Origin of the sequence: cyanobacterium endosymbiont of Epithemia turgida isolate EtSB Lake Yunoko, from assembly GCF_000829235.1 — a bacterium.
GTDB lineage: Bacteria > Cyanobacteriota > Cyanobacteriia > Cyanobacteriales > Microcystaceae > Rippkaea.
Genome location: NZ_AP012549.1, coordinates 1,484,205 through 1,510,450 on the forward strand (window position 1 = coordinate 1,484,205; position 26,246 = coordinate 1,510,450).

General features: G+C 31.1%; 19 protein-coding genes, 1 tRNA gene and 1 pseudogene. 5 read left to right on the forward strand and 16 right to left on the reverse strand.

The genetic code is table 11. From position 1 onward, the window contains the following. Positions 1-53: 53 nt before the first annotated feature. The 6 genes and pseudogenes from rpe to bioB form a co-directional block, all read right to left on the reverse strand. Positions 54-755 carry a ribulose-phosphate 3-epimerase gene (gene rpe / locus ETSB_RS04525; RefSeq protein WP_044106576.1) on the reverse strand — a complete coding sequence of 234 codons (702 nt, stop codon included), beginning with the start codon at positions 753-755 and terminating at the stop codon, positions 54-56. Positions 756-1,155: 400 nt separating this feature from the next. Then, positions 1,156-1,773 (reverse strand): CPP1-like family protein, encoded by a 618-nt coding sequence (locus ETSB_RS04530; protein ID WP_044106577.1) that lies wholly within the window; start codon positions 1,771-1,773, stop codon positions 1,156-1,158. 75 nt (positions 1,774-1,848) lie between these two features. Next, entirely contained in the window at positions 1,849-2,133 is a 285-nt protein-coding gene (locus ETSB_RS04535) for a TatA/E family twin arginine-targeting protein translocase (RefSeq protein WP_044106578.1), read from the reverse strand. Between the two features lie 789 nt (positions 2,134-2,922). Continuing rightward, on the reverse strand, positions 2,923-3,399 hold the full coding sequence (lspA, locus tag ETSB_RS04540) for a signal peptidase II (RefSeq protein ID WP_044106579.1): 477 nt from the start codon (positions 3,397-3,399) through the stop codon (positions 2,923-2,925). Positions 3,400-3,457: 58 nt separating this feature from the next. Further along, positions 3,458-4,042: a biotin transporter BioY gene (locus ETSB_RS04545; protein ID WP_084220190.1), complete on the reverse strand. Its 585-nt coding sequence runs from the start codon at positions 4,040-4,042 to the stop codon at positions 3,458-3,460. Between the two features lie 88 nt (positions 4,043-4,130). After that, positions 4,131-5,079, reverse strand: a pseudogene (bioB, locus tag ETSB_RS04550) (biotin synthase BioB). 285 nt (positions 5,080-5,364) lie between these two features. Between bioB and ETSB_RS04555 the strand changes: the two are divergent. After that, positions 5,365-5,709, forward strand: a complete 345-nt coding sequence (locus ETSB_RS04555; RefSeq protein ID WP_044106580.1) for a 4a-hydroxytetrahydrobiopterin dehydratase — start codon at positions 5,365-5,367, stop codon at positions 5,707-5,709. Between the two features lie 244 nt (positions 5,710-5,953). On the opposite strand, the gene ETSB_RS10630 is transcribed toward ETSB_RS04555, so the two are convergent. The 6 genes from ETSB_RS10630 to ETSB_RS04585 all read right to left on the reverse strand — a co-directional run bounded on the left by ETSB_RS10630 (position 5,954) and on the right by ETSB_RS04585 (position 12,389). Next, entirely contained in the window at positions 5,954-6,232 is a 279-nt protein-coding gene (locus ETSB_RS10630) for a hypothetical protein (protein WP_044106581.1), read from the reverse strand. A 417-nt stretch (positions 6,233-6,649) separates the two neighbouring features. After that, positions 6,650-6,736: transfer RNA gene (locus ETSB_RS04565), tRNA-Ser, on the reverse strand. Between the two features lie 489 nt (positions 6,737-7,225). Further along, on the reverse strand, positions 7,226-7,624 hold the full coding sequence (locus tag ETSB_RS04570; RefSeq protein WP_044106582.1) for a DUF309 domain-containing protein: 399 nt from the start codon (positions 7,622-7,624) through the stop codon (positions 7,226-7,228). Between the two features lie 8 nt (positions 7,625-7,632). Beyond that, the gene (locus ETSB_RS04575) at positions 7,633-8,001 is read right to left on the reverse strand and encodes a ferredoxin-thioredoxin reductase catalytic domain-containing protein (protein WP_044106583.1); all 369 of its coding nucleotides are present in this window, start codon (positions 7,999-8,001) and stop codon (positions 7,633-7,635) included. 1,933 nt (positions 8,002-9,934) lie between these two features. Further along, a complete protein-coding gene (locus ETSB_RS04580; protein WP_044106584.1) occupies positions 9,935-10,891 on the reverse strand; it encodes a PhoH family protein in 957 nt (318 codons plus the stop codon). 313 nt (positions 10,892-11,204) lie between these two features. Next, positions 11,205-12,389, reverse strand: coding sequence for an NAD(P)H-quinone oxidoreductase subunit H (locus ETSB_RS04585; RefSeq protein WP_044106585.1), 1,185 nt, complete (start codon positions 12,387-12,389; stop codon positions 11,205-11,207). 2,352 nt (positions 12,390-14,741) lie between these two features. Between ETSB_RS04585 and tilS the strand changes: the two genes are divergently transcribed. Beyond that, positions 14,742-15,716, forward strand: coding sequence for a tRNA lysidine(34) synthetase TilS (gene tilS / locus ETSB_RS04590; protein WP_044106586.1), 975 nt, complete (start codon positions 14,742-14,744; stop codon positions 15,714-15,716). 70 nt (positions 15,717-15,786) lie between these two features. On the opposite strand, the gene ETSB_RS09620 is transcribed toward tilS, so the two are convergent. Then, a complete protein-coding gene (locus ETSB_RS09620) occupies positions 15,787-15,924 on the reverse strand; it encodes a Photosystem I reaction center subunit IX (RefSeq protein WP_145972282.1) in 138 nt (45 codons plus the stop codon). A 649-nt stretch (positions 15,925-16,573) separates the two neighbouring features. On the opposite strand from ETSB_RS09620, the gene tsaD reads away from it, so the two are divergent. Beyond that, positions 16,574-17,614 carry a tRNA (adenosine(37)-N6)-threonylcarbamoyltransferase complex transferase subunit TsaD gene (gene tsaD, locus ETSB_RS04595; protein WP_044106587.1) on the forward strand — a complete coding sequence of 347 codons (1,041 nt, stop codon included), beginning with the start codon at positions 16,574-16,576 and terminating at the stop codon, positions 17,612-17,614. 2,532 nt (positions 17,615-20,146) lie between these two features. On the opposite strand, the gene ETSB_RS09925 is transcribed toward tsaD, so the two are convergent. Next, a complete protein-coding gene (locus tag ETSB_RS09925; RefSeq protein WP_171816404.1) occupies positions 20,147-20,293 on the reverse strand; it encodes a hypothetical protein in 147 nt (48 codons plus the stop codon). Positions 20,294-20,578: 285 nt separating this feature from the next. Continuing rightward, entirely contained in the window at positions 20,579-20,848 is a 270-nt protein-coding gene (locus tag ETSB_RS04600) for a glutaredoxin family protein (RefSeq protein WP_044106588.1), read from the reverse strand. Positions 20,849-21,892: 1,044 nt separating this feature from the next. Here ETSB_RS04600 and ETSB_RS04605 point away from each other — a divergent pair. Next, a complete protein-coding gene (locus ETSB_RS04605; RefSeq protein WP_044107615.1) occupies positions 21,893-23,236 on the forward strand; it encodes an adenylosuccinate synthase in 1,344 nt (447 codons plus the stop codon). 35 nt (positions 23,237-23,271) lie between these two features. Continuing rightward, the gene (gene rplY / locus ETSB_RS04610) at positions 23,272-23,580 is read left to right on the forward strand and encodes a 50S ribosomal protein L25 (RefSeq protein ID WP_044106589.1); all 309 of its coding nucleotides are present in this window, start codon (positions 23,272-23,274) and stop codon (positions 23,578-23,580) included. Between the two features lie 119 nt (positions 23,581-23,699). Here rplY and ribH read toward each other — a convergent pair whose 3' ends face one another. Beyond that, complete coding sequence (gene ribH / locus ETSB_RS04615) at positions 23,700-24,293, reverse strand: 6,7-dimethyl-8-ribityllumazine synthase (RefSeq protein ID WP_044106590.1); 594 nt, start codon at positions 24,291-24,293, stop codon at positions 23,700-23,702. Between the last annotated feature and the right edge of the window lie 1,953 nt (positions 24,294-26,246).

The following is a 26,246-nucleotide window of genomic DNA, read 5'->3' on the forward strand; positions in this document are numbered from 1 at the left end:
CAATCTGATTGCCTTTTATTATCTTTGATTACATACAAGCATAAAATTAAAAGTTAAACTGCTGCTAACTCTGGCTGAGGACGCTTGCTGTTTCGAATTTTTTTAATAGCTTCCTCATAGCTAGAAGCTTTAAATATCGCTGATCCGGCAACAATAGCGTTAGCACCTGCTTCTAACACTTGCCAAGTATTGTCTGGTTTTAAACCTCCATCGACCTCAATCCAAGGATCTAGTCCGCGATCATCACACATCTGACGAAGTGTATTGATTTTGCCTATCATTTCGGGAATAAAGCTTTGACCGCCAAATCCTGGATTAACACTCATAATCAGTACTAAGTCACATAGTTCCAAAACGTGCTCGATGAAGTTTAAGGGAGTAGAAGGATTAAGAACTACGCCAGCTTTTTTCCCTAATTCTCGAATTTGTCCTAGGGTCCGGTGTAGATGCGGGGAAGCGTTATGTTCGGCATGAACAGAAATGATATCAGCACCAGCCTGGGCAAAATCAGCAACATATTTTTCAGGTTCAACGATCATTAAGTGAACATCCAAAAGCTTGTTAGTGTATGGACGAATCGCCTTAATGACTAGTGGACCAATAGTGATGTTAGGGACAAAACGACCGTCCATGACATCAACATGAATCCAATCAGCTCCTGCTTTGTCTACGGCTCGAACTTCTTCTCCTAAAAGGCTGAAGTCAGCTGAAAGAATAGAAGGGGAAATTACGATGGATTTAGTAGATTGGCTCATAACTTTAGAATGTTCTTCAATGGCTCGCTTGTGATATTAATTTTAACAAAGTTCTAAAAATATACCTAATCATGATTTATATAGATAGCTATAATTGTCTTATTCTATCTTGGTTGACTTTAGGATTAAAATCAATTATAAATCTTACTAAGAAGCCAATTGAGAATAATACCTAAAATCAAAAAGTTATTATTGTATTACATAGAGGTTGTCATAATTTGTATTATAGGTTGAAACTAAGATGAATATTTATTGAACGTACAATTATGGTCACAGTTAAATAAAGAAGAACAAAAATAATCAAAAATATATCAGTCACTAAAAATTTAGTTAAACAAATAAAATAGGAAAAAGTCAATAATTTCAAATAACTATCTCAGATAGGTTACATTTATATTTTTTAATGTATAAAACTGCTAATCAACCAAAATACAACAAGTGTAACGATGCCTGTTAGCTGATCTGGAGCTAAAATAATACTAAAATTAGTATTCTTGAGTAAACTAATAATAATTGTCCCTGATACTATACCGATGAATAAACCAATGATAGTTATGAAAAAAGCTCTTGCAAAACGTTGCTCTTTACGGTTAAGAAAATAGATATTGGCAAAAACCCCTAAAACCAAAATAAAAGGAATTTTACTGGAAGATATAAGCATAATAAAGGTACTTAAAGCTGTAAATATCCCAGCCATCCCAAAAATATCATTAAAAGATGGTGTATCAATCAAACTTTGTAACCACGGGAGAGAATCATCTAAGGATAAAAAAAGAGGAGTTGAAGATATTTCTAGTGATTTTTCTGGGAAACGTATACGATCTGGCACTTTAATTTTTCCTTCTTGTCTCATTCTAAGACGATCCATAATAATGGCATCATAGGCTACTTCAATGGTTTCAACTACTTTATTATCTTCACGATACTTTTGCCTCAAGTGATTTTTAGCTTCTTGGATTTCTTCAAATGAGGCTGAATCATTAATTCCCAGGACCTCATAGGGACTTTGTTCACTCATCTAAAATTTCCTCTTAGAACATTTCTCTAGCTTATTTAAGCTACTCAACAAATTAAACGACAATTTTGAGATTGTCTATTTTTTTTGCGTATTATTAATCGTCTCCTTTGTAGGATTGTTTAAAAAAGATGGTTGAACAGTTGTATTTTCTTCTAATTGGGCTTTCATCGTGACAGAATTTTCTAACTTTTGGGCTTCACGTTTAAACTCATTTTCAAACTCTTTAGAGGCTTCTTGGAAGCCTCTAATAGCTTTGCCTAAACTCCGTCCAATTTCTGGCAGTTTCTTGGGTCCGAAGATTAATAAAGAAACTGCAAAAATCAACACCATTTCTGGGAGTCCAATACCAAAAACGTTCATAAACATTCCTCTACATTAGTTAATGACCATTGTTGATCTGTGACGATGGCTAACACTCACACTGTTATCCTAAGTAAACTGACCCAGCAGCATATTTAATAACGACTTTTAAAACCCGATAAAAATGATAAGTTATAAGTTAACTATTAACCTATTAAATTCATGGAGCTTTACACTAAAAAAACTAATCTCCTATAAACTGCAATCGAGACTAATCTCTTGACAGTAAATATTTAGATAATCAAGAAAAAATTGTAATCGTGTTAGGATGATTAGCAGAAATACTGAAAATGATCTCTCTCATTATGACGAATGGTTACCTAGCGAGGAGCTACCCTACCGCACTCAGAGCCAAGTGCTCTGAGCAGATCTATTAAGCTAGTACGCTGCGCGATAAACGATAAATTAATTTTGTCTCTAAATCTAAAAACGTTGTCTGTTCCGCTTTGATTGAGTGGATTTCTTTATAAGTAATTGCGCGTCAGGGACTACTGGTTCACCCAAATCTCTTAACTATTTCTATCTTAGAAGCAGTTAGTTACAAGCAGATGTTTCCCAGTTGTTTACTTAATTAAACCCAGTTTTATACCTCTTACGACATTGTTAATAAATGAACATTCTAGCATACACTGGCTATAAATTTGCCAACTGTTGCACGGATTTTGCTAGTTTAAGTTCTCTTCTCCTTTTACTGTCACAAGACCCCCAGTATATTTTCGTTATGTATCACGCTACGCCAATATTCTCTATAATTCTCTTAAAATGTGTTTTAAAAACAATCTCTGAGACTTAAAAGTTTGACTGCTGAGAAGATGATGGACCAGAAAAACTAGCAATTAATAGAAAAATAATCCCAAAATTGATAAACACATCAGCTAAGTTAAAAACTGGAAACTGAATTAATCGAAAATCCAGAAAATCAACCACATATCCAAAGCAAAAACGATCTATTCCATTTCCTAAAGCTCCTGCTAGGATAAGTCCATAACCCAACTGTTCTGTAAACCTCATTTTATTCCCCCACCAAGCTAAAACCATTAAACCTAGACTAACTCCCAACGAAAGCCAGCGCAGCCATTTTGCCCCTCCAGTAAAAAAACTAAAGGCAGCCCCTGTGTTAATAACATAGGTAAAATGGAATACCCCTGACCAGATATGAATAGTTTGTCCTAAATTGGTAAACGACTGAGTAACCCAATATTTAGTTATTTGATCAATTATTAAACCAGCTAAGCCAACCAGCCAAAAAAAACTGTTTTTTTTCATGTACGCTTGCCATATTTAGGATAATTTTTAACCCTAATTTTTGCTCAAATGAAGTTTATTAATAAAATAAGAGTTGACGTAAAATGAAAGCCGCTACAGCGACGGCACAAGTAATTGCTAACTGACTAGGCAAGGGATTAGTGGAATAATTCATGATCAACTTAGGCAAACTCTTAGGAGAAATTATTGTAGGATTTAAAAAGGATAACCCGACTAGATACACCAAGCCACATAAATGAATCATCAATAGTCCACAGACAGCACTCCAAGCCAAACACTCCAGTCTTCGCCTAGTACGAAAAGCCATCAAACCACATAGCCAAGCTCCTGGGATAAACCCCAACAAATAGCCAAAACTAGGCTCTTGCCAGTAATTCAGACTCCCACCTTGAGCAAATACAGGTAATCCAAATAAACCCAGGAAAACATAAGCAATTTGTGATATGACCCCGGCATTTTTTCCTCCCACACACCCAGTTAACAACACGGCTCCTACTTGAAAGGTTACGCCCAGAGGTATGGATTCAACTCCTTGTTGTTCCCAATTCCACGGCAAGCCCACGATAAAGGACTGCACAAATGTACTGAAAATCGTCAACAATAGACCAATTATTGCCCAGAGAAATTCATTGGTAGCAGACACCTTAAATCGGGGTAGTTTTGAGGTAACGACGGGTTTTTATTTTTTGTAATTATGTTTGATATTTACCAGGAACTGGAGCTTCACCCCCTTATAGTCCTAACAATTCAACCATAGTAATATCTCGTTCTGGAAGCTATCCGAAGGTTGTGAGATAGTGCCCAATTAGCATAGCATTAATTTCAGACTTTAACCCTAGACTTTGTAATTCGCCTATAGTTTGGTTTTGCCCTCCAGCATAACGTAGGATTTGTTGGGGTAGGATAAAGCGAAAGATAGAAAAGTTTTGAACCCGTCAAAAAGTTTGAGTGAAGAACGTTCTCCTAGGGAAGTTCCTTTTTTAGGGTTAAACAAATTTATAGGAATAGATTCTATTCCTAATTCTCGCAAAGACAAAGAGAGATCTATTTGATCTTTCCAGGTTTCTTCCATGCCCAAAATGCCTCCTGTACAGGAATGAATACCTGCTTCTTTAATGTTCTTAACAGTTTTAATGCGATTATACTGTGGCTGGTAACGATTTCAGGATAAAAGTTATCGTAGGTTTCTAGATTATGATTATAGCGGGTAACTTCAGCTGCTCTCAAGAACCGGCTTGCTCGGAAGTAATTTCTCTCAAAGTAAAGCAGGGTTTAATGCCTGTTTCGCGGCTAATTGGTTTAACAGTTTCTAAAATTAGCTCAAATTATGTGAAGTTTGCTCCTAGTTATTTAGAATTTCGCTCTTGACTTACTAAATAAAATGGCTTTGTTTTTGCTGCTGTGGATTTAGCTTGGTCAATAATTTTTTTTGGGGACTTTAGCTGCTAAATGGGGGAATCTTCTCCCTGATGATGAACAGGCTGAGAACAAAAGCTATAATCTTCTGAACAGCTCTCCGATTTAACCTTGAAAATGCTGCACAGATCCACTGTTGTTCCACAACAGACATGTTTAATACAGTCAGCCACCTCCCTAGCATAGTAACAGAATATTTTTTTGTCCTTTAATTTCTGTGAGGGGTAAGGATTCTGCTCTATTAGTGTGAATACCCTCAATAATGTTCTAGGTTAATTTATTAAGCCAGTCCTTTAAAGTTTGTTTCCCTTGATGAAGTAGGAAAATGGTTGGAGGAGAGGAGGATACAGATATTTAAACTACAATTGGCTTTCCTTGATGCTGTTTTAAAACCATATGGATGATATCATGAGAATTTCCTGTCTTTCTGTCTGTCTGAACTGATATAGTTTTAGCTAAAAGTGTATGTAAAAATCTAACTTCTTTGCCCTTGATAAATAGGTTAATTTGGTTATAATATTGACAATGAAAGAACTAAAGTAGTCCATCATGAGTAATCTTGCAAAAAAAGAACTTGAAATTTGCAGTGCTGATACTCCTTCTATTATTCCAGAAGAGGTTAAACAATTAAAAAAACAAATTCCTGATTGGCATGTTGTCGAAAAACAAGGACAGTTACAACTAGAAAAACAATATAAATTTCCAGACTTCCAACAGGCAATTACCTTTACTAAGTCCGTTGGAGATCTCGCTGAATTAGAAGGACATCATCCAACGTTGGTGACAGAGTGGGGAAAGGTTACTGTTTCCTGGTGGACCCATGCAATTGGTGGACTCCATAAGAATGATTATATTATGGCGGCTAAAACTGATGAAATCAGAAAAATATTTTGAAATAACCTGATTTTAAAAGAAAAAGAGCGGATATAACGAGTTTTTTAATATTCAGTTTCATCGATGGGACTGATTTTGTCAGTTATTTAGAGAGTTCCATCTTCCCCGACTGTCCAGACATTATAAATCCTGACTACATCCTCCTTTTCGTCGATATCAAGGTTACCTATTAGCTCCTTGATGATTAACTTCCTCTCCACTGTGAACTAACTCCATTGCTTCACAAGGATCGGTAGTTTCTGTTTCAAATTTCTGTTTCAGGGGCATTTGCCACTTCACAAGTTTTACTTCTAATTTCTTCTCCTGTATTGGTATTTGCTGTTCTCGTTGCCAATATTAGAAGAATAATAACATCCCAACTGTGGGGTATAAGGCTGGTTTTTGCTTGTTCAGTAAAAACGGAACTGGTGCTACTTGGGAAAACTAACATTACATTATTTTGGGCCGCAATAGTAACAGCTGCATTTGATACGCTACTGGTAAATACCCTAACTACTTTCGTAACTTTATCAACTTCTGTCAATTTTTTATGGCTAGTACACCGGTGCTCGGCTTATTATTGAGCCTACCACAAGCATTAATTTCATCGAGGGCTAATTTGATGGCTTCAGGCACATTCTGACCAATTGAAGGTAGATCACTAGTTAGAAACAACCAAGCCCTTAATCTTAGTTTCTCATAGAAAGAGGAGTTAATCCTTCCTTTGTGTTGTTTATCACAACTAACTAATAAGCTACTGCTCAGTATAAGGGCTAGAACTAAGGAGATGAGAGCTTTTTAAAAATTTTTTCTCAAAAAAAAGATTATTATTCAGTTAATTCTCATACAAAGTGTTTCTTTGAGAGGGTTAAGGCAAAACGCAGATGAATCTTGAACAAGACGGTAAAAGCTCATAATAAATTGTTGTGCTTTGATGGTCGAAATTACACAAGTCTAAGAACGGAGAGGGAGGGATTCGAACCCTCGATGGGTGTTACCCCATAACTCCTTAGCAGGGAGCCGCTTTCAACCACTCAGCCACCTCTCCAAGGCATGTCAGCTCATAGTAGCATATTTTTTGCAACCAAAACTATTTTTTGTCTTTCTATTTTCTTTAGTATTCAATTTGAGATTTTTTTTAGCTTTTAGTTATTTGTATATTGACAAATTACGTCAAATACAGATTGTCTGCAATAGATGAAATGATGGTTATCATGACATTTATTGAGCTTACCTAAAATTATTCAATTATCTCTGGATTTTCAATTTAATGGTGTTCTTTTTTTAAACTGAGACTAATCGATATTATAAAACATAATCCATGATTATCTTAATAAATTATTAAATATTTTGACTTGACTATTATAACAAAAATACTAAAATTAAGCAAAAACCCTAAATATAGAGTTTGATTAACACTTAGTAGCTTATTTCTTCTTGACGGGTTTGTTTAAAATATACTCTTGTAAGAGAATATTTTAAACTATTAGTTTTATACTCTTCATTTATGGTAACTACTTTGTTACAGAGATTTTAGTTAGTGATTTACTGTAAGGATATAAGGTAAACGTTGAGTATCATTCTCTGAAATATTCTCGAATTGTTTAGTCACCACTGTAATTTTTCCAGAATTAGTTTGTTGGAGATAGTGTAATAATTTTTGGCTTTCTCTGACTAGGCTAGATACATCAATTCCTTGATAATCAGGTTGATAGGAACTGAGTAGTCTAATGCCTTCCCCTAATAAAATTACCGCCCCGCGCCAATTATAGTTTTTAAAATGATAGCAACCGACAGCAATTTGTAAAATACTTTTATAAAATTGTCTATCTGGCTCTACAGAATCTATCCAGAGAGACTCTAAGGTATTATGACAACCATAGAATTCCCGATAGTTGAATTGCTCAATGCCTTGCAAAAATTGCTCCCTTGACATGGTTTTGCTTAAGAACTGATATTGTCTCTAATCTCTTTAATATATTCAAGGCTAATTTGTTGTTGATTTCCTGCAAAATCGCTATCTGGGTTGATAAACAGCATACAATGACACTCCTTACGTTCGCGCATGGGAACACATGGACAGTTCCAAAAAGTATTTTTTACTTCAGCCTCTTTATCTTCATAATGACGACAAGGGCATAAAGGAGCACCTAATTCTTGTTTATGTCTTGCCAGTCCTTCAATAACCACTGCTGTTACTGATAGTTCACTACAGAAATAAGTGTCAGTCTGTTTTGCATATTGTTCAGCAAAATTTTTCATTGCTTCTAGAGTTTTATCACTATAATTAGAGTCAGCATTGGCTGAGATCATGGAATTTATCCAAAATTAATTAAGGTTCTTTATTTAAATTAACACTTTTTTCAAGTTTTTTTAGATTGAAAGCATTATTTTGACGTTTGAATAATCTCAATTGTTCGAACTATCTTTAACTTAGTTATGACTTACTTTATCATAATCAAAGTAAAATTTTGTTTTTTTGTTTACTTTCAGGGATAAACCCAGTCGACAATCTAACCTTCTGGTTGCTCTCGACCCTATCTGTTTGATAATCTTCGATTAGAAGACAGAAGCGGTCAAAAGATGAAACCCAGAGAAAAGACTGTTAATACAAAATTATAATTTTGGGTTAAATCCTTACTAGATTAATTTAATAGTAATAATGTATAAGTCATACTAGTTTAGGCTATAGCCTAAACTAGTATGTAATAATCCTAGCCAAATCTTTGAATTGCGGGCAGTGTTGAAATTGTTATTTAGATTTGTGCTAGAAAAGTAGTTCAGAATACAGGTAAGAGACTATTAATATATAGTATTCAAAATTTTTGATCAAAAAAGAATACTTTAAATTAAGTTATGTTTATGTATAATGCTTGCACATGGTTGCCTTAAATCGATCAATTGCTCATTGTCGCTGTTAAAAAAAAGAACAAAATTACCTCGTATTAAGTACAAGAATACAAGATAATTAATCATATATGATATTTTAAGAGAATTGTAAAAACAGTTATTATAGCCAAAAATTTTGATACTAAATACTATACTTCAGTTTTAATTTAATGATAGAAAGTAAGAACTAAAGTTATCAGCAAAAAGAAAAGCTATAAATATTGAATTAGGGTTTACTCATTTTACTATTGTAAATAATGGATCTAAACTTAATAGTTATAAACATTTAGTCGACCATCAAAGTTGGTTAAAGTGTAAGCAGCAAACAAAAATTTTCTTATCGATTAAAGGGGAGTGATACTGATTGTATTAAAACTTAAGGAGAATAAAATAATGTTTTATAAATAGGCAATGATTAAGAAAAAAAATATAAAAATATATTAAATATTAATGATTTAATTTTAAAATGTGTATCTTGCCGAATAGTAATATTTTGTTACTAAAAATTTTTTTAAATAAGAACTATATAAAGTAGGTTTTGATATTTTAAAAATCACTACTTAAATTCAAGTCAGTATGATTTAATAATATTAAGGTAAAAAAAATAAAATATGTAAGATATTTAAACCTAGCACAAGGTTCGATTGATAAAAAACAAGACTTATTTTATTTTATCTCCAAAAATAGTACGTTACTTTTTATAAAATATAAATTTATATTTTATTTTTCGTTCTCTCCTCTTGAAATATATCTTAAATTTTACGCATAAACTAATTTATAAGTAAGTCAGTAAAAAAAATACGCGAGTATTTTTTTATAAGAATTGATAGTAAGGTATTGCTTATTTATATTAAATAAATAGTGACAACATATAATTTAACTAAAGCTATTAATAATAGTAGGTAAAAAATATTTTGTATTATATTAAATTTAATATAAAAAATAAGTGATAAAGTTTTATTAAAATCGATAGATTTATTTTGGTTTAACTGAAAAAAATTTTTGTCAGTCCATAAAACACACCAGAATGAGAGTCTTCTTAAAAAGATTAACTTTAATAAAATGATTTATTTTTCGAGAGTTTGATACACTGACTCATGATAAATAATGATGATCGTTACAATTGCGTCTCCTCTAAAACAAAAATAGTATATTTGTTTTTACAATAAATACTATCAGTCTGAGAACAGAGTAGCAATGCTATCTACACCTTCGATAGAGGTCATCTGGAGCACAAAATACTTTGGTAGTATAAAGAATTTGGTTTTTATTTTGTAGGTTTTAATAGCTATTAATCTCCATAATGTCTGTTTCTGTAGTCAAGATTATAAAAACGGTGTTGAATAATACGGTTAAATTAAGTGTCAAATCTTTCATAAGCTTCTACAATTTTTTGAACTAATGGATGTCGAACCACATCTACCTGAAAAAATTGACAGAAAGCAATGCCTTCTACTGACTTTAGAATTTTTTTTGCTATCACTAATCCTGAATCTTGATGATGAGGTAAATCGGTTTGAGTTATATCTCCAGTTACTACCATTTTTGAACCAAACCCTAAGCGTGTCAAGACCATTTTTAATTGAGCAGGAGTAGTATTTTGAGCTTCATCAACAATCACAAAAGCATTACTTAAAGTTCGTCCTCGCATATAAGCTAAAGGCGCAACTTCTATTTCTCCTCGTTCAATTAAAGTAGGAATTCGTTGAGGGTCAATAAACTCATCTAATGCATCATAAAGAGGCCGTAAAAAAGGGTCAAATTTTTGTTGCAAATCTCCTGGTAAAAACCCTAATTTCTCTCCTGCTTCTACCGCAGGGCGAGTTAAAATCAAACGTTCACATTGATTATTTAATAAAGCTTGTGCAGCTAAAACAGTTGCCAAAAAAGTCTTTCCAGTTCCCGCCGGTCCAATACAAAAAGTAATGTCATGAGTTTGAATTGCCTTAATATATTGTCGTTGACGAAATGTTTTTGCGTAAATAATTTCTCCCCGTCGAGTCCTAGCTAAAACTGATTGTTGTAAGTTCTTATATTCCTCAGTTTTTCCTGTATCTATCGCTTGAAAGGCTGTCATTAAGTCAGGATGAGAAATTGTCTTTGCTTCCTGCCAATAGGGTTGAAGTGATAGCACTACTTGTATTGCCAGTTTCACAGATTTTTCTTTACCATAAATCTGTAACTCTTGACCTCTTAAAACTAGATTAGCTCCAGTATAACGGGACAAAAATTTGAGGTTTTCATCTCCAAGTCCCGCTAAAGCCATGGCACTTTCATTAGTTGGTAGTTGAACAGTTTGGGAGGTTTCAGTCATAAAATACTAAATATTATAGTTAAGATGTCAAGTATAATTTTTTTACAAAAAAAATAGAATCTAATAGGCTGCTAATAAAGTAAATTTCAAGAGAATTATTGGGCGTGTATTAAACTGTAACGCCTCAGAAAAATATTTTGGGATACTACGCTAGAAATACAAAGAAGAAAAATTGCCTGAAAAAGTATAATACGCTTAACAAAGCCTACTTAATGCTTACTTTCGGAACAGTCTCTAAACTTTAGTAAATAAATTAAACAAAAAAAGAGAGGAGATTAACCTCCTCCAAAAATTAACTATCATTAGAAACCTATTAACGGTCTACTGATCCCATAATAATATCGATACTACCCAAAATAGCCATAATATCAGCTACCTTCATTCCTTTTAAAAGATGAGGAAGAATTTGCAGATTATTAAAGTCAGCTGCACGAATTTTCCAACGCCAAGGAAAAACATCATTATTGCCTATAATAAAAATGCCAATTTCACCCTTACCACTTTCTAGGCGGACATAATGTTCTCCTTCGGGAATTTTAAAGGTGGGGGCAACTTTTTTAGCGATATATTGATAGTCAAAATCATTCCATTCGGATTTTTTCCCTTCCATCATCCGCTTTGCTTCGAGGTTTTCATAAGGACCTCCTGGTATGCTTTTTAGCGCTTGACGGACAATTTTGACCGACTCACGCATTTCCCGGATACGGACTAGATAACGAGCAAAACAATCTCCTGCTGTTTCCCATTGGATGTCCCAGTCAAAGTCGTCATAGCATTCATAATGGTCAACTTTGCGCAGGTCCCATTTAACTCCAGATCCTCTTAACATAGGACCTGATAGACTCCAATTAATGGCTTCGTCGCGGGTAATGGTACCGATTCCTTCAATACGGCGACGGAAAATGGGATTGTTAGTAATTAATTTTTCATATTCATCAATTTTAGGCTCGAAAAACTGACAAAAATCTTCACATTTATCAATCCAACCATAAGGAAGGTCAACGGCAACCCCCCCAATACGGAAGTAATTGTTATTGATTAAACGCATTCCCGATGCTGCTTCCCAAAGATCATAGATCATTTCCCGTTCACGGAAAATGTAGAAAAATGGAGTTTGTGCGCCAACATCTGCCAAAAATGGTCCTAACCACAATAAATGATTGGCGATACGGTTAAGTTCTAACATGATGACGCGGATATATTGGGCCCGCTTGGGAACTTCAATATTCGCTAGTTTTTCAGGGGCATTAACGGTAATTGCTTCATTAAACATTCCTGCAGCATAGTCCCACCGACTAACGTAGGGAACATACATGACATTAGTACGGTTTTCAGCTATTTTTTCCATTCCTCGATGGAGGTAACCGATAACGGGTTGACAGTCTACTACATCTTCCCCATCTAAGGTTACGATTAAACGTAATACCCCGTGCATAGAGGGATGGTGGGGTCCCATGTTGAGTACCATGGGTTCGGTTCTAGTTTCTATTTTTGACATAGGGCTGTTAGTCTTTTTTCTCCAATTGTATTATTATGACACCGCTCGCTATCGAGTATAAATCTCATGAATGGGTGATTGCTGATGTTCATACAAAAAGTTTAGAGTTTATCCTTCTTCATTCTCCATACCATGAATAGCTAAAGTTATGAGATTCTTTCGCCTACACAAAAAGTGAGTACTAAAAGTAACTTTTCCAAGAAAGATGTTAAAGCCAGCATTGAAATAGTATTTATTCAATCTATAAAATTTTTAACATTGAAATCTTTAAAGGTACATTTCCTAAATGAACCTATCATTAAAAGTAATTAACTATTTTAGATAGCTACTCTTGACAGGTTTAGAAACCCAACTAAAGAGGTAACAGATATCACTATAAGATTAAAAATAATGGAATAATACCTCTTGCTGCTGAGGACAAAAACACATTGATCATAATAGCAATGGTAGAGAAAAGAGATTTAAATAAGAAGAATATCAAAATAATGGCAATAACGGTAGATAAAATACTTGATTGAATATAAGTTATTACGCTCTCTATGTTCAGCAGATATCACCATTACGTAAGAAACGAAACGTCTTGACTGTTAAACACATTCACCTTCATGCCAAATTTCACTCTAGCTACAGAACTTAGAAAAATTATTTTTACTTCAGAAGTAAAAATAAAAAATGGCTAATAGTATTTATAATCATTGTAGGCAAAAAAGCAATTTAATAATATTATTAATAATATTATTAATAATTTACAGAGTTAATTTGCTATTTATTGTTGTTCTTGATATTTTTAAAATAGCTTTTTTAGTAAACCTATGATGGACCTCTGCGGTGCTGTAATGATAAATCTTTATTTGACGTATAGGGAACTCGTTTTTAGGTCATAAATCAGTAATCCTTTTAATCAACTAAATGGCATTCCCTATCCTTTATTCACCTTTACATAGTTTAAATAAGTCTGGATGAAGGATTTGAATGGTGATCATATCTTCCTTCGATAATATTTTATCTATTACAATGGGCAATAAATTCCCCAATATCGAGAATTGCGCTAGATTATTTCAAGAGAATTTTTTAAAATTATTTGATACTGCTCTCGCTGTTTTTTAGCACTAAATTATAAATTTACATAAACTATACTAAATATATATAAATATCGTAAAAAAAAAGTAGATATAAACATATTTAAAGCCAAAAATAGAATAATTTTGTATTATATAACAGTGTTTTTTTAGTTGAGTAATTCATAGAAACCGAACTAGACATATTAGTTAATTATATTTTGAGCAATTACTAGGATAACCAGATTGATTGAGAGCTCTAATAATGAAAAAAAATTAATTTTTAATCAATAGATTTTTATGAAGTTAAAATCAAAAAAATAAACAAATAAATACGACTTATATTTCTATGTCTACTATCAATTTTATAATTTTTGCAGCTTTATAAAAATATAAATTATCTATTTTTATATAAGTTTTTAGCGAAATTTTTAGTACTATTGCTTCAGTTTTATCAGTAAAAAATACTTCATTATTTATCCATTGTTTAAAAATAAAAAGTAATAAATGACTGATGTAAAAATTATTATGGTTAGTACAATATTTTGTCTAAATCTAGGTTTTTTGGTTTTTCTAGTAGAGTAATGATTCATAGCTATGTAAACTTAGTTTATAGCAAAACACTTATTATAATTTAATATTACTTTTTTGAAGAATTAAATTATAATAAAGGTGTTTATCATGAAAGTAAATAGTGAATAACTATGATTTATTTTTTTAAAAAAATATAAAAACGAAATCAGGTATCACGATAAGTTTGATTTTAAAATACTTTGGATTTTAACTGTTAATATTTATTGTCCACAATACTAATCAATATGATAAAGAGATTACAGATAAAATTTGTTGGAATAGTGTAATGTTATAACCTGACTCAGAAAATGCACTTAAGATTTTGTATTCTCGGAGGATTTTAAGTCACTCTGTTTCTAGGAGGGTACTTTTAACTTTTATGAAGTTACTGAATACTAAAGTTCTATACAATCTGTTAACCATTGATCTGATAAAAAAATAACATCGGAAATATAGCTTATATAAATTGACACTTAAAATAATTTAAAGTATTGTAAAATTAAGTTATAAATTTTTTTGAGTGTATTCTTTCAGTAGAATTAAAGCTCTTTTGTCTAAGTTTTTATGTAAAATATCATTTTTTTTGAATAAGAAGTATATGTCTTTTTATGTCAAATGATTGCCAAGTTAATAGCATATTTTTATACTTTTTTATTACCTTAAATTATTTTAAATTTTTCTCTATTTATTTTATGTATTCCTTTCTATTTTCTTAAAAAATATGTGGACTCTTCTTCATTCTCGCTTACATATCACGTTACGACAACGTAACCTATTGCCGCCAAAAAAATGTATTTTAATTGCAGTCTCAGGAGGTCAAGATTCATTATGTTTACTCAAGCTTTTACTTGACTTACAATCAAAATGGACTTGGAAGATCGCGATTGCCCATTGTGATCATGGGTGGAAATATGACACTGGAATAGCATATTTTGTACAACAACTATCTAATAAATGGAACATTCCTTTTTATTTAAAAACCGCCTCCCAATTAAAAGAAACTGAAGCAGCAGCTAGAAATTGGCGGTATCAAGCACTAACAGAAATTGCCCAAGAAAATAACTTTTCTATAATTGTTACAGGACACACCCAAAGTGATCTCGCTGAAACCTTACTTTACAATCTTATTCGCGGTGCAGGAAATGACGGACTAAGTGCTTTGACTTGGCAACGTCTTCTAGCAGATAATATAACTTTAGTTCGTCCTTTATTAACTATTAATCGTTCGGAAATTTGGGAGTTTTGTCAAGAGTATGAGCTTCCGATCTGGGAAGATCTAGCTAACGAAAATTTAAACTATGCTCGTAATCGTATCAGAAAAGAATTAATACCTTATTTAAAAAAAAATTTTAATCCTCAAATCGAAACGACTTTAGCCAAAACTACTGAAATAATAAAGGAGGAAACTGAATATTTAGAAAGTTGCGCTAAAGTTAACCTAGAAAAAGCACTTAATAAAGATAGAAATCGATTAAATCGTCTAATTTTACAGTCAATTCCTCTTGTATTGCAACGGCGAGTTATGCGTCAATTTCTTTTCAAGATAAGTCCCAAAAATATAAACTTTGAGCATATAGAAGCCTTAACAACTTTAATTTATGCTCCTAGACGATCACGTATTTCTTCTCTTCCTGGTAATCTGGTAGCAGAAGTTCAAGAAGATTGGATAATTTTTACAAAAAGAGAACCAGTCTAAAACAATCTTGATTAAGATATTCTATAGTTAGGTTTCACTAATCTTTTTATTCAATTAACACTTTTAATGTTTAAGTCTTATTTTTCTTTAAAGAATAAAACAAAAGATAAGGATCAAAACGGTTGAATTTGACTAATAAACTGGCAGTAACAATCAATAATACTGCTATTAAAACAGGGACAGAGAAATATGTAAAATTTACATAAATAGTTTTCCTAAATAATAGAGACGGCTAAACAAGTACAATGAATTATTAATGAACGATAAGAAACATAAATTTCACTATATATTGTAGTTAACTCTCCGGAGGTCAATTTTTAAAACCTAGCTACAGACAAAGCAAAGCCTCTTAGTGTTTTACTGATTGCTGAAAAAACATCAATAATGATTTTCTTCATTTCCGTATTTTTCCGATCTCTAATATTTAATCAAATAAACCCGGTAAAACTAACCACTCAATCTGGTAATTTAAAGGAAAAGGATACTAGAAATGTTTCACCTTAAAGTCCATAAGCATGTACATGACGTTCAACGGATTTTGATATTACATAGGTCTGCTAGTGATGTAACAAAAAATCTCAGATTTTATCGATAAGTAGCTGACTAACCAGAACGAGTAAACTGATATGAATTATCTATGGAAGCTAAAAGTGTAGAATTGGACTGGAATGTTGCTATTAAAATTAAAGCCAGCAATTCTCTTTATCCGAAATATTTTCTTTTGAGAAAAAATGAGTTTTTGTACATGAGATGAGAGAATCAATTATGTATTGACATTATCTCATTTCTTACAAATTAGTCGAGTGCATAAAGTAAACAGAATAAAAAAGTAGTCTTTCGTCATAAATTAGCAAAGAATGGTTACAGTGTTGGCAATTGAAACAAGTTGTGACGAAACCGCCGTTGCAATCGTAAATGATCGTAATGTTTGGAGTAGTGTAGTAGCCTCACAAATTCCTCTACATCGTATCTATGGTGGTGTTGTTCCTGAAGTGGCTTCCCGCGAACATTTAATAAAAATCAATCTTTGTATTGAGCAAGCGTTAGTTCAATCCCAAATTAGTTGGCAAAAAATTGATGGTGTGGCTGCTACTGTCGCCCCAGGATTAGTGGGAGCATTAATGGTAGGAATGACAACAGCTAAAACTCTCTCTCTTGTACACCAAAAGCCTTTTATTGGTGTTCATCACCTCGAAGGACATATTTACGCAACTTACTTAAGTGAATCTACTTGGAAACCCCCATTTTTATGTTTGTTGGTATCAGGCGGTCATACCAGCCTAATACAAGTTCAAGATTGTGGAGTCTATAAACAATTGGGCACAACCCGTGATGACGCGGCCGGAGAAGCATTTGATAAAGTTGGAAGGTTATTAAATTTAGGCTATCCAGGGGGACCAGCCATTGATCGCTTCGCTAAAATCGGTAATCCTAAGGCGTTTCTTTTCCCAGAAGGACGGATTTCTTTACCAGAAGGTGGCTATCATCCTTATGATTTTAGTTTTAGCGGTTTGAAAACAGCAGTATTACGGTTAGTTAACAAATTAGAAAAAGAAAGTAATAACCCATTGCCTGTAGCTGATATAGCAGCCAGTTTTCAGGAAACTGTAGCACGCTCACTCACGAAAAAAACTATTGCCTGTGCTCTAGATTATGGTCTTCATTCTATTGCTGTTGGGGGAGGCGTTGCTGCTAATAGTGAACTGAGAAAACAGTTAGAAGTATCAGGAGTTAAACACAATCTAAAAATTCATTTTCCTCCTCTAAGATTATGCACTGATAATGCTGCAATGATTGGTTGTGCTGCAGCTGATCATCTTTCCCGAGGACACACTTCTTCTTTGACTTTGAATGTGACTTCTCAATTGTCTATTACTGAAGTTATGCAACTTTATTGATTAATAATTATTAATTATTTAATTGTGTTTAAGCTCTTTTTATTCACTAAGAAATAAAAAAACTTTTAAGTGAATATGATGAACTACAAATTGGCATGAAATAATTTTATATACAAAAACACAATACATGATTATATCGATAATATCATTGTTAAGTTAGGTAGTTTATAAGAACAGTAGTAGATAAACAATTTAATCATGTATTCATAGCCGATAAAATCAATTTTGTTGATAGCTTAGTTTAGTTTTTGAAAATAAGAAATCTATAATATTATTGGATATTTTTTATTTTTAAATAACAGTTTTAATATGGTTTACATCAAGAGAATAAAAAGATGATAATGCGACCTATAATTTCATATATTTCATTAGTTCTCTAACTTCTATTACTTTATAAGTGAATAAATTTTTCATAACTAGATAAGTCCCTAGCTAGAGCTATAGTATCAGCATTTCTATTTTATTCATAAGAAAAAGTGATTTATTTATCCATTGTTCACAAGTAAAAGGGACCAAAGAAACTCAACGTAGCAGACGACTCAGGTCAACATGATATTTTTTTCTTGATTATTGGAATATTTTACATGAGCTAGTTTTTCTTTAATCGCTCGGCAAAATTATGAGGCACGGCTAACTTAACCCTGATTTTGTCAATAAAAACTAGATCTAAAAGTTTAGGTTGACTAACTGTAGTCAAATATTTTTATTTCTGAGTTTAAAGCTTATTGTGTGTAACTTACCAAGGTATAAAGTATTTTAAAAAATCAAGTTAAGTTTTTTGACGAAACGACATATAGTAAAAATACTAACTGTAACACCTTATTTTTTCTCGTAAGTGAGAACTTAGTTATTGTAGAATAGTATCATTATTTTTTCTAATATTCTATAATATTAAGCATATATTTATATCTAATCAAAGAAGATTTAAAGCATAGATATAATAGTAATTATATACTTTTTATTATTTGATAACTTCTAAACAATAGATAAACATATGTCAGATTTAAATTCAAGTTGATTGATATTATTTACATTTAATCTGATTTTAAAGGGAATATATATAGACTACTGCTTTATCTTTTAGTGTGACTATTATTTTTATATTCTTTACATCAATCTATCTGAACAAAAACTACTTTTAGTTAAATAAAATATAAATTTTAATATATTTAATTTGATACTAAAATAATAAAGTATTAATTGTTTAGTTATCGACGATATAAAAACTAAATTAACATGATATTTACTATTTCTAAAAAAATTAATATTTTTATTGTACAACTTAATCCATAAGAGTATTAATAATTACTTAAAATAACAATCTTAACGATAAACAATAAAATTGTTATCTCAAAAAATAGAATAAGATAAAGATATTTTATATATTTAAATCAAAAATTTCTTTTATACAACTAATATTAATACTTAGTTAAGTAAGAAATAATTTAATAATTATAAATACTTTTTTGTTTTCAAATTTACATAATATAAAATATTAATTTCATATTATGTAACTAACCATTCATATTAATTTTTATATAGAAAATTTTTCTTATTAAGAAATAATCTATAGTTCTTTTTGATTAATTTTTTTAAAAAATTTGTTAGTAGTAGATACTTAGTCTATAAAAATTTTAAGATTAAATTGTACTTTAAATAAAAATATATTTAGGTAATCTGTATTATCTTTGATTGACTTTAAAATTAATAATGTACCACAGTAGCGCGAAATCAAATTTGATTTATATTTATAATCTTATCTCACAGGATTTAGTTTGATTTAAATAAGTTTTTAAAAACTTATTACGCTCTACTATAAGGCTGAGAAAAAACTTATATCAGAGTATAATTGATAAAACTAATTCTAGTAATTTATTCTTTGTAAACCGAAAAATAGCATAATAACACCATTGTTCAGGACATAATCTCTGCTAAAAAATTATTACCAACTACATTAGTATTTTTTTTACAAGTAGAAACCTATAAAGAAAATTATTTCATAGGTTTATTTTCTGATCTATAATAATCGATTTTAATAAATTTACTATAATTTTTTACCAACAAAACCTATTAATTAAAAAACAAAATAATAACGCTGTTTATATATTTAATATAAATTGCTTAAATCAAAAAATATTTAGGTAAACTTAAGATAAGATTTTATGCTTATGGATTTGTATTTTCTGTCTAGTCAATATCGTCATTTTAATTGAGTTATACATGGGCAAATTAATAAATTTCAAAAATAGCGATACATTAGAATCTACTAACCAGGTAGATAGACTGACTTTAGTCCTGCTTAAAAAATATATTAAAGTATAGTTAACGATATTTACCTCAATAAAAAATAACTAATATTTATCTATATTTTATTTTTATAGTTCTAAAAAATAATTCCCGTTATTGCTACTTTTGAATAAGTTATTTGTATGGAAATAAAAAATATATTTTAACCTAAATAAATATAACTTAACCCCAGATAATTAAATTAAAATAAAAAAGATAATCATGATTATTTTAACTTTTAAATATTTAGGTTGTTGATCTTGTTAAAGACAATGTCATCATTCCCATGAATAAACGAACATAAAAAGTTTTCCCTGATGTGAAACTATCGAGAACTACAAAGTCTATAGGAACCAATAATATAATTACGGCATGCAATGCTCGAGTAGTCAAGTATAAATTATTCTAAGAAATTCATTAACTTCTTATCTAAAATATCAAGATATATAGCCTAAAAATATAATACTGAGCGATGGACAAAAATTTTTCCTACTTATTGGTGACTAACACCCCTTAAGAGATCACCACCATTAAACTCTCAATAATATAAGTTTAATCTAGCTTCTAACAAGTTAGACAAAGATAGTAGACTAACTACTTCAATTAAGTTTAATTTAGTGGATTTATTACCTAGAGATAAAATTTTTAAAACAGTGAGTGATTAATAAGGAGTATCTTTTATCCTCTTTTCTCTGATATATATTTTTGTAGTACCTGCTCCAATCTAGCAACCGAAATACGAGGGGAAGGACGGGGAATTATTGTTTCAGTATCCTCCCATCTTTGATACAAAGTAGGAACTTCATATTGATAAGCTTCGAACCAATCTTCACGAGTTGTAATATCTCTAATTTCTAGGTTAATATTTATAGTTTGAATTTGTTCTAATTTTTTTTGTAATCTTTCACATAAATGACAACCAGGTTTGCTATAAAGAATTAATTGCATAATATTTATAGATAGAATGTATTGTTATGAATAATTTAATGAATTTCATTAAAAGTTAACCATCATTTAGATTACCTTAAAACAGATTATTTATGCAAGTGTGTAGACGAGCTTCAAATTCATGGTTTTCAACTACATAAAAAAAATGCTATAAGTAAATATACTTACCTCCAACAATAGAGATAATCTAACCCAATAATTATTTATTGTTTAAAATTTAAATTTATACTACAAAACAATTTAAATAGTGTGTAAACAACCACACAAATAGAATTTTTTATTGACTTTAAATAAGTAGTAATATTCTTATCTTGTTGTTAAAGATAGCAAATAAGGTAGAAAATTATGCTGTAATTGCTGATAATTAGGAAAAAATATTAAATTTTAGATGATTCTAAAATTTAAGTTTTCTTAAGTAAAATAATAATTAAATTAAAAGAAAAATATATCAACTACCTGACCATCTAGATTGAAACAAAATTGAAAATCAGTAGTTTACTACAATAACTAAACTTAAACAAATGTTACCCATACTTGAAACAGTTAAGAAATCTATATATTTTTGTTTATCAATTGTTCTAGTGTTTTAGAATTTTTCTGTTAGGCTTTAACATAAAAATTTTAAAAACCTATCCTCTTTTTCTTGCCTGAGATATGTTTTAATGTTTGTTTTTTGTCAAGTATTACTTTTGACTTTTTTTTTTGTTCTGAGATTTTGTTATAGCTAAGAAAAAAAATGGTGTTTTTATCGCTAAGGAATTTATTTTAAACACCTGCATCTACAAATAGTAAACTTATAACTTTTGTTCGAGTAAAATCTCTAGAATAGAAACCGGGCAAGAAACAATGTTATCAGTTATTAAAAAGTCTGAACTTGATAATCTCCCTAAATAGATATTTTTGTCGACAAAAATATCTATTTAGGGAGATTTAGCTAATGAAACTGGGTTAAAGCCAACTAGTTGAATAATTTTAACTTGACAAAAACTTCTCTTATAAGAGACAATGTCAGATTGTGTGAACTTTAATTTTTTTTATAAACTCTTGGCTAACGTAATTGTCATCGGCGCACAGTGGGGCGACGAAGGAAAAGGAAAAATTACTGACTTATTGAGCCGTTCAGCCGATGTGGTGGTACGTTCCCAGGGGGGAGTAAATGCCGGCCACACCATTGTTGTTCAGGGAAAAACTTTTAAACTCCATCTGATTCCGTCAGGGATTCTCTACCCGAACACAGAGTGTATCATTGGTTCAGGAACAGTTATTGACCCTAAAGTCTTACTTCAAGAATTGGAACAATTTCAGTCTTTAGAAGTTTCAACTGAAAACCTCTTTATCTCTCAAACTGCTCATGTCACGATGCCCTATCATCGTTTGCTTGATATGGCATCTGAAACAAGACGGGGTAAACATAAACTAGGTACAACAGGACGAGGAATAGGACCGACCTATGCAGATAAGTCGGAACGAACAGGCATTAGGATCATTGATTTGATGAATCCTAATGGCTTGCAGGAAAAATTGGAATGGACGATTAATTATAAAAATGTCATTTTAGAAAAACTGTATAACCTGTCGCCTCTTAATCCTGAAGCTGTTATTGAGGAATATTTGGAATATGCTGAACAACTACGGCCTTATGTAGTGGATAGTTCCCTCAAAATTGCTGAAGCCATCCAAAAACGTAAAAATATCCTGTTTGAGGGGGCTCAGGGAACTCTGCTAGACTTAGATCACGGTACTTATCCTTATGTGACTTCTTCTAATCCTATTGCAGGAGGAGCTTGTGTAGGAGCTGGAGTGGGTCCAACTGTTATAGATCGAGTAATTGGAGTCGCCAAAGCTTATACAACTCGTGTGGGAGAAGGACCGTTTCCAACTGAATTACACGGAAAAGTAGGGAAATTATTAGGCAATCGCGGCGCAGAATTTGGAACTACTACTGGTCGTCGTCGCCGTTGTGGTTGGTTTGATGGAGTGATCGGCCGCTATGCAGTACGAATTAATGGTTTAGATTGTTTAGCTATTACTAAACTTGATGTACTTGACGAATTGGAAGAGATTAAAGTCTGTATTGCTTACGAACTCAATGGTAAAACCTGTAATCATCTTCCTAGCAACGCTAAAGAATTCGCTCAGTGTAAGCCTATTTACGAAACTTTACCAGGGTGGCAACAGTCCACTACTAATTGTCGTGTTCTCGACGATCTTCCCCAAACTGCTTTAAGTTATCTTAAATTCTTAGCGGAATTAATGGAAACCCCTATTGCGATCATTTCTTTGGGAGCAAGTCGTGATCAAACGATCATTGTCGAGGATCCGATTCACGGACCGAAACGGGCGCTACTGAATGTCAACGGAGAACCAGTTAGCTCAACATTTGACTAACAATTAACGATTTTGTTTTAGGGAGTAATTATCTTATGTCTCTTAGTATTGAGTGTCAAAAAAGACCTGAAGGCAGTAAACCTAATGCCCTGCGCCGGAAAGGATTAATTCCTGGCAGTTTATATGGACATGATGGAGCAAATTCTATGTCCTTAGTTGTTAATGCGAAGGAAGCAGTGAACCTCTTAAAAAAGGTTTCCATTAATGAGACCATCATCGAAGTTCAGATCCCCGATCTATCTTGGAAAGGTAAAGCTTTAATTAGGGAAGTACAAGCTCATCCTTGGAAAAGAACGGTTTTACATTTGAGCTTTTTTCATGTAGTTGATGCTGAAGCAGCCTAATGGTTTGACATATTCATCCTCTCAGTGAAAATATATTAATCAATATCCCCGCTAATCTACTGAGACAACGGGGAGTTTTTGACTTTCTAAAGCATCAGTTAATTGGTCAGTTTCAAAGATTATTCTAGTTGTTCTGAAATTTCCGAGAAAGATTCACTAATCATCGGGCGACTATGGGAAGAAACTGGTAACTTAGAGGGATTATTACCTTGGTACGTTGAAGATCGTACTTGCTGGTGAATTTTTTCCATTAAACTAGCCATTTCCAAAGCATTGAGAGCATAATTCCAGCCCAAATTGCTTTTAATCCCAGCTCTTTCCAGAGCTTGTTGCATAGTGTCGGTGGTTAGAACTCCAAAAATTACCGGAATGCCTGTTTGAAAGCCTACTGCTGCGATCCCTTTGGCAACTTCTGCGGCCACATAATCAAAGTGGGGCGTATGTCCTCGAATCACAGCCCCCAAGCAAATGATGGCATTGTAACGATGAGACAGAGCTAGTTGACGAGCCACTAGAGAGATTTCAAAACTTCCTGGGACCCAAATATAATCAACCTGAGTACTGTCAGGATTAACATTTATGCCGTGCCTTTTTAAGCAATCTTTACAACCTGATAGAAGTTTTTCGGTTACTAGGTCATTGAAACGACCAATAACGACAGCAAAGCGTAAGGCAGATAGATCTTGAGTAAAAGTTCCCTCGAATGTCGTCATAAATATTCAGTTGAGTACGTCTGTGTAAAGGTTATTTCTCATATCATAGAGGTCAACAGTTGTTGACCTCTATATTAGTTATTAGTTTATCCATGATTGATAGTTAATGTCCCTATATATAATTTCTACTTTAGGTAAGGACACTTGTATTGTATTCGAAAATAAGCTTAAAATTCCTCCAATTGATGATCAGGACAGTCCAAATAGCATATTCAATATTTAAGGTAAGAGTTTAGACTTATCTTGAATTTTTAAAAAAAATATAGGTTACTGGGATACCGCAAACCATGATAAAGAAAAAGAGGACTACAGTTGATAAAGCAATTTAGAAAACGATAGACATTGTAAAAGTTTTCCTAAAGTTATCGTAAGTAGAGTTGGGTGAAAGTAGCTTTGAGAGTCTAAGCTATCAGACTGTCAAAGCTACTTTATTAGTAAGTTATTAAATATAAGAATATTCATAGTTTCTCTATTTATAGTCATTTAAATTTTTGAGTAGTTCTCAGACTAAAGATATAAGTAACTATTAACTTATATTAGTTAGAGTATTATACTTCATAACTTTTTAGATAAAAAATACTGGATACATATATAAAAGTTGAATCAAAGTAAAAAATTATTATTACTTTGACTATAAATATATGATCAAACAATTTATTATTAGTAATCTACTGAATAAATTAAAAATATTTAGTAATTTAATTTATAGCTAGAATATAATTTATTTTATATTAAATACTGCTTTGATTTTTAATAAAATTTAGGTAAGAATACAAGATTAAAATTTATTACCAGTCAAAGATAAAATAAGAGTTGTGCAAAAATTATTATCAAAATAGTAAGTTAATAAACTTTTAATTTAAAAACTGGGTAGATTTTTAAACCTATAAATTTATAAATTTTTATTGTAATTAACTTTAATTTATTAGGATATTCTACTATTTTGTTATTGCTTGGCTACGATAGGCAATATTTAGACTAAATATTGCCTATCGTAAAAAATTTACGATAAATACACTTTTAATACCGATTATTTAATCTTAATAATTCTGATATATGGATTTAGGTTTTCTCACAAATATTTTATATTTATCTGAATTTATTCTTTTATTTAACTTTGATAAAAGTTTATTTAGAGATAGAATTAAGTATTAACTTGCTTTGTACAATCAAATCTATCTGTTACCACTTAAGTTTATAAAATCAATTAGTTGATAACACAATTAAATATCTTAAAAGAATATTTTAATTATGTTAAATTTTAGCAACCCCCGGTTTTTTGAATTAATCTTAAGCTATTTAAATAGATAAAGTTTTTATATGCAATTATTGATCTACTCAAAAGAGTATATATTTTTATTTTTTTGTTATTAAATTTTCTATAAATATATTTATAAATTAATCATATTCTATGTATAAATAGTTCATAAAGTATCTTCTCTTTTTAAGAATTATTTTTATAATTAATTTGTTATTTTAATAAATCTTTTTAAGAAGTAAATTACACTAAAGATAAGTTAATGTTGTATGTATTTACAGTAAATGTAACTATTTTTATCTCATTTAAAATCTTACAACAGATAATGATAAAGTTTTCTCGATTTAAAATATTATTTATTAACCTAAGTTAAATTTTTCCTTTTATAGAATAGATATAAATTAAATAAACGTGTTGAGTTTGCGATAATTTAATTCAAATAAAAACCTTGTTATTATATTGTCTATAGTATAATTACTACTTTTTAAAAAAATTATAATTAATAATGAATCTTTATCCTTGTTTTTATTCGTGTAGCTTTTATATTAATATCAAATATATAAAAATAAAATCTTTAAATAAATTAAAATATAAATAAGAAATTAACATAGAATATATAGGTTAATTTTTGAATAATAAATATGTTTTAATTAAATTATTAGTAATTCTTTACAAAAATTATACATATCTTGTAT